Genomic DNA, 392 nt, shown 5'->3' with positions numbered 1-392 from the left:
GATCATGGATTATGCCCATCAGGGCATCGTACTGAAGCCTATCCCGGGGATCAGCGATCCGTTCCCCGCGCAAAAGCCGCAGACGGCATCCGCCAAGAAGCCGGCGGATCCCGCGAATGGCGGCTTGCCGCCGCTGGTGCGCCCGCGCTCGCTTTCCGTGGACTCAACAAATGTCCTGCGCGATATCGGCGAGAAGCTGAAGGCAGCGGGTCCACTCGAACCCCAGAAGGTGGCAGCGGCGAAGTAGCAATTGCTAAGCAGGCATCTCCGCTTTGGGTGGCTCCCGCTCACGCTGCGGTTCTCCCTGGGCGGACGTAGCAATGCCATCTTTCGTGAAAGCGGAGCTCAACGAAAGACGGCATAACTCCCTGCAGGGGCACCCCACCCTTCCC

General features: G+C 62.5%; 1 protein-coding gene. It reads left to right on the top strand.

All coding sequences use genetic code 11. The features are described from left to right. The coding region (locus JHD79_RS22625; RefSeq protein ID WP_199121622.1) for a hypothetical protein at window positions 1-247 on the top strand (247 nt) is incomplete at its 5' end. Window positions 248-392 lie beyond the last annotated feature (145 nt).

Source organism: Pedobacter sp. ASV28 (assembly GCF_016428855.1).
Taxonomy (GTDB): domain Bacteria; phylum Bacteroidota; class Bacteroidia; order Sphingobacteriales; family Sphingobacteriaceae; genus Pedobacter.
This window is presented reverse-complemented; position numbering and strand designations above follow the sequence as displayed.